Source organism: Neoroseomonas rubea, from assembly GCF_016106015.1.
In the GTDB taxonomy this organism is placed as follows: Bacteria; Pseudomonadota; Alphaproteobacteria; order Acetobacterales; family Acetobacteraceae; genus Neoroseomonas; species Neoroseomonas rubea.
Genome location: NZ_JACADQ010000301.1, coordinates 1 through 5296 on the forward strand (window position 1 = coordinate 1; position 5296 = coordinate 5296).

General features: G+C 69.6%; 6 protein-coding genes. All 6 read left to right on the forward strand.

Annotated elements, in window-relative coordinates; translation table 11 throughout:
• Window positions 1–359, forward strand: a 359-nt coding sequence (locus tag HW577_RS20185; RefSeq protein ID WP_198377924.1) for a hypothetical protein, incomplete at its 5' end; no start/stop codon positions are given.
• Between the two features lie 191 nt (window positions 360–550).
• Window positions 551–1831, forward strand: coding sequence for a phosphopyruvate hydratase (gene eno, locus HW577_RS20190; RefSeq protein ID WP_198377925.1), 1281 nt, complete (start codon window positions 551–553; stop codon window positions 1829–1831).
• Between the two features lie 124 nt (window positions 1832–1955).
• Window positions 1956–2279, forward strand: a complete 324-nt coding sequence (locus tag HW577_RS20195) for an FtsB family cell division protein (protein ID WP_198377926.1) — start codon at window positions 1956–1958, stop codon at window positions 2277–2279.
• Window positions 2280–2653: 374 nt separating this feature from the next.
• Window positions 2654–3601: a pyruvate dehydrogenase (acetyl-transferring) E1 component subunit alpha gene (gene pdhA, locus HW577_RS20200; protein WP_232475095.1), complete on the forward strand. Its 948-nt coding sequence runs from the start codon at window positions 2654–2656 to the stop codon at window positions 3599–3601.
• A gap of 1 nt (window position 3602) precedes the next feature.
• Window positions 3603–4982 (forward strand): pyruvate dehydrogenase complex E1 component subunit beta, encoded by a 1380-nt coding sequence (locus HW577_RS20205; protein WP_198377928.1) that lies wholly within the window; start codon window positions 3603–3605, stop codon window positions 4980–4982.
• Window positions 4983–4998: 16 nt separating this feature from the next.
• On the forward strand, window positions 4999–5296 hold a 298-nt coding region (locus HW577_RS20210), incomplete at its 3' end, for a biotin/lipoyl-containing protein (RefSeq protein ID WP_198377929.1).

Genomic DNA, 5296 nt, shown 5'->3' on the forward strand with positions numbered 1-5296 from the left:
AGGGCGCGGTCGCCGAGGCCACCGGCTTCCTCCAGGCGCTGGTGGGGCGGGATGCGCGGAGCGGCCTGCGCGCGGTGCTGGCCGAGCGCCACCGCGCCTGGCGCGGCGCGCAGGAAGCCGTGCTGGCCGCCGCGCGGCGCGACCAAAACCTCTCCCCCCAGGACCGGATGGCGCTGTGGAACCGCACCCAGGCGCGGCTTTCGGGCGATGCGCCGGATGTGGCGGCGGCGGAACTGGCCCAGATGTTCGGCGCCATGCCGGCCGCGCACCGCGCCGCGGGGGCGGGGGACGAGGGGGGCGTGGAGGCTTTCGCGGCCTCGGTGGCCCGGCTGCGCGCGATCGAGGCGCAGGCGCGCTGATCCGCCCCTCAGACGCCGGGCGGGATGCATCCGCATCCCCAGGCGCGCCGCACCAGCGGCGGCGCCCGTTCGGGCGCTCGGCCCTGCGGGCCGCAGATCGGAACGTCCCACGCCCGGCAGGGGGGATTGGCGCGCCGCCATCCGCGGTGTAGCCACCGCGCCATCCCAGCCCGACCCGGAGTGCCGCCCGCATGGCCGCCATCGCCGACATCATCGCCCGCGAGGTCCTCGATTCCCGCGGCAACCCGACCGTCGAGGCGGAGGTGGTGCTCGACACCGGCGCGCGCGGCCACGCCATCGTTCCCTCCGGCGCCTCGACCGGCGCGCATGAGGCGGTGGAACTGCGCGACGGCGACAAGTCCCGCTACGGCGGCAAGGGCGTGCTCAAGGCCGTCGCCAATGTCGAGGGCGAGATCTTCGACGCCATCTCGGGGATGGATCCGCTCGACCAGGTCCGGATCGACGAGACGCTGATCGAGCTGGACGGCACGCCGAACAAGGGGCGGCTCGGGGCGAATGCGATGCTGGCGGTGTCGCTGGCGGTGGCCAAGGCCGCGGCGGCGGATCTCGACATCCCGCTCTATCGCCATGTCGGCGGCGTGTTTGCCCGCACCCTGCCGGTGCCGATGATGAACATCATCAATGGCGGCCAGCACGCGGACAATCCGATCGACATCCAGGAATTCATGATCATGCCGGTCGGCGCCGGCACGATCGCCGATGCCGTGCGCGTCGGATCGGAAGTGTTCATGGCGCTGAAGAAGGCGCTGCACGATGCGGGGCATTCGACCAATGTGGGCGACGAGGGCGGCTTCGCGCCGAACCTGAAGTCGGCCGAGGAGGCGCTCGGCTTCATCGCCAAGGCCTGCGAGGCCGCCGGCCACCGGGTGGGGGAGGATGTGGTCTTCGCGCTCGACTGCGCCGCGACCGAGTTCTTCCACGACGGCCGCTACGTGATGGAAGGCGAGGGCAAGACGCTCGATGCCGGCGGCATGGCCGATTACCTGGCGGGCCTGTGCGCGAACTGGCCGATCGTGTCGATCGAGGACGGCATGAGCGAGGATGACTGGGCCGGCTGGAAGGCGCTGACCGACCGCATCGGCGCCAAGGTCCAGCTGGTGGGCGACGACCTGTTCGTGACGAACCCGGAGCGGCTGCGCCAGGGGATCGAGCGCGCCACCGCCAACGCCATCCTGGTGAAGGTGAACCAGATCGGCACGCTGACCGAGACGCTGGAGGCGGTGGAGACGGCCCATCGCGCCGGCTACCGCGCGGTGATGAGCCATCGTTCCGGCGAGAGCGAGGACGCGACCATCGCCGACCTGGCGGTGGCGACGAATTGCGGGCAGATCAAGACCGGGTCGCTGTCGCGGTCGGATCGGCTGGCCAAGTACAACCGGCTGATCCGGATCGAGCAGGGGCTGGGGCCGGCCGCGCGCTATGCCGGGCGTGGCGCGATCCGCCGGATGTGAGTCCTTTCTGCCGCGCCGATACGGAAAAGTAATCCGTGGGCGCGGATTTCCTGGACGAAGCGGGTGACACGGATTCGCGGGCGCGATTAGAATCAGGCTTCGCTACCACCTCGGGTTGTCCCCTTTGCGTTTCCTCAGGCGCATCTTCCAGGCTCTTGCCCTGCCGTCGCTGTTCCTGGCGCTGTCCGGATACTTCATCTGGCACGCCATGCACGGCGAGCGCGGCCTGATCGCGCGCGAGCAGCGGGTTGCCGACATCGCCGCGGCGCGGGCGGAGCTCGGCCGGGCCGAGGCGGAGCGCGAGGCGATCGAGCGCCGCGTCACGGGCCTGCGTGGCGAGCGGGTCGATCGCGACCAGTTGGATGAACGGGCGCGGGCGCTGCTGAACATGGTCGGGCGGGACGAGATCGTCGTGCCCTACGGTCCGGAGCGGCGGCTCTACCAGTAGGGGCCGGGGGCGCGGGTCCGCGCACGGGAAATTTTCCACCGGGCGGCTGGTCCGCTCCTTCCGCCAGCCGGCGCCACCGTATCCGAAAATTGCGCGATGTCGCGCCGCCATGGCCGCTTCCTTGCGCGCGCCCGTGGCGCCAAATGACGCAGGGACGGTGCGGGCGAGTGTTTAACCAGTTTTCGGTTAACTGTCGTATTGCATTGCAAAAGAACGATTTTTCCGGGGCGGGGCGCTTGCGCGGCGGCCGTGCGGCGCCCTATGTCCGAACAGGATCGTCGCCCCGGAGGAAACCGCGCATGGCCCAGGCCGCAGAGACCCAGCAGAAGCGCCGCGGCAAGGCCAAGGAACCGCCGATCGGCCGCGCGGACCTGATGAAGGCCTACCGGGACATGCTGCTGATCCGCCGCTTCGAGGAGAAGGCCGGCCAGCTGTACGGCATGGGCCTGATCGGCGGCTTCTGCCACCTGTATATCGGGCAGGAAGCGGTCGTGGTCGGCATGCAGATGTGCCTCAAGCCCGGCGACCAGGTCATCACCTCCTACCGCGACCACGGCCACATGCTGGCGACGGGGATGGAGGCGCGCGGCGTCATGGCCGAGTTGACCGGGCGCATCGGCGGCTATTCCAAGGGCAAGGGCGGGAGCATGCACATGTTCTCCCGCGAGAAGGGCTTCTATGGCGGGCATGGCATCGTCGGCGCGCAGGTGAGCCTCGGCGCCGGGCTCGCCTTCGCCAACTGGTACCGGGAGGACGGCCACGTCGCCGTCACCTATTTCGGCGAGGGCGCGTCGAACCAGGGCCAGGTCTATGAAAGCCTGAACCTGGCCGCGCTGTTCAAGCTGCCCTGCATCTTCATCATCGAGAACAACAAGTACGGCATGGGCACGAGCGTGGAGCGCGCCAGCGCGTCGCGCGACCTGTCGCAGAACGGCGCCGCCTGGGGCATCCCCGGGGAGCAGGTGAACGGCATGGACGTGATCGCGGTGCGCGAGGCCGGCGAGCGCGCCGTCGCCCACTGCCGCGCCGGCAAGGGGCCCTACCTGCTCGAGATGAAGACCTACCGCTACCGCGGCCATTCCATGTCCGACCCGGCGAAGTACCGCACGCGGGAGGAAGTGCAGAAGATGCGCGAGACGTCCGACTGCATCGAGACGGCGCGCAAGATGCTGCTGGAGCAGCTTGGCGTGACCGAGGCCGAGCTCAAGGTGATCGACGACGAGGTGAAGGCGATCGTGCAGGACAGCGCCGACTTCGCGCAGGCCTCCCCCGAGCCGCCGGAATCCGAGCTCTGGACCGACGTTCTCGTGGAGGCGAAGTGACATGGGCGCCGTGATTCTGATGCCGGCCCTTTCGCCCACCATGACCGAGGGCAAGCTCGCGCGCTGGCTCAAGAAGGAAGGCGATGCGGTGAAGTCCGGCGACGTGATCGCCGAGATCGAGACCGACAAGGCGACGATGGAGGTCGAGGCGGTGGACGAGGGCACCATCACCGCGATCCTGGTGCCCGAGGGCACCGAGGGCGTGCAGGTGAACAGCGCCATCGCCGAGCTTGACGGCGGCGCCGGCGGCACGGCCGCGACCATGCAGGGCATCACCAACAAGAACCCGCGCGAGAACGAGAAAATGATCGCCGATGCCGGCACCGCGCAGCGCGCGGATGCCACCGTGCCCGCGTCCCCGCGCGCGCCCGAGATGCAGCCCGAGCGCGACTGGGGCCCGATGCAGGCCATCACGGTGCGCGAGGCGCTGCGCGATGCCATGGCGGCCGAGATGCGCCGCGACCGCGACGTGTTCCTGATCGGCGAGGAGGTCGCGCAGTACCAGGGCGCCTACAAGATCAGCCAGGGGCTGCTCGACGAATTCGGCCCCAAGCGCGTGATGGACATGCCCATCACCGAGCACGGCTTCACCGGCATGGCGGTGGGCGCGGCCTTCACGGGCCTCAAGCCGATCGTCGAGTTCATGACCTTCAATTTCTCGATGCAGGCGATCGACCAGATCATCAACTCGGCCGCCAAGACGCTGTACATGTCGGGCGGGCAGCTGGGCTGCCAGATCGTCTTCCGCGGGCCCAATGGCGCGGCGTCCCGCGTCGCGGCGCAGCATTCGCAGTGCTACGCCTCCTGGTACGCGCATTGCCCGGGGCTGAAGGTGGTCGCGCCCTGGTCGGCCGCGGACGCCAAGGGGCTGCTGCGGGCGGCGATCCGCGACCCGAACCCGGTCATCGTGCTCGAGAACGAGATCATGTACGGGCAGACCTTCGACTGCCCGACGGATGAGGAGTTCATCCTGCCGATCGGCAAGGCCAAGGTGGAGCGGCAGGGCACGGACGTGACCATCGTCGCCTTCTCCATCATGGTCGGCATGGCGATGCAGGCGGCCGATGCGCTCGCCGCGCAGGGCATCAGCGCGGAGGTTATCAACCTGCGCAGCCTGCGCCCGCTGGACACGGCGACGATCGCGGCATCGGTGCGCAAGACGAACCGCCTGGTGACGCTCGAGGAAGGCTGGCCCTATGCCGGCATCGGCGCGGAGGTCGCGATGCAGATCATGGAGACGTGCTTCGACCACCTCGATGCGCCGCCGGTGCGCGTCACGGGCCTCGACATCCCGATGCCCTACGCGGCGAACCTGGAAAAGCTCGCGCTGCCCCGCCTCGAGCAGGTGGTCGATGCCGCGAAGCGCGTGACCTACAAGTAAGGCGGGGGAAGCACCGATGGCGACGAACATCCTGATGCCCGCACTCTCCCCCACCATGACGGAGGGCAACCTGGCGCGCTGGCTGAAGAAGGAAGGCGAGCGCATCAAGGCCGGCGACGTGATCGCCGAGATCGAGACCGACAAGGCGACGATGGAAGTGGAAGCCGTGGATGAGGGCATCCTCGGCAAGATCCTCGTGCCCGCCGGGACGCAGGGCGTGAAGGTGAACGAGGTGATCGCCGTGCTGGTCGAGGCGGGGGAGGCGGTGCCCGCTTCCGGCGCGCCGGCCGCCGCGGCCGCGCCCGCGCCTGCCG

Coding starts and splice junctions, on each gene's coding strand:
- eno (WP_198377925.1), top strand. CDS start 551: ATGGCCGCCATCGCCGACATCATCGCCCGCGAGGTCCTCGATTCCCGC.
- pdhA (WP_232475095.1), top strand. CDS start 2,654: ATGAAGGCCTACCGGGACATGCTGCTGATCCGCCGCTTCGAGGAGAAG.
- HW577_RS20205 (WP_198377928.1), top strand. CDS start 3,603: ATGGGCGCCGTGATTCTGATGCCGGCCCTTTCGCCCACCATGACCGAG.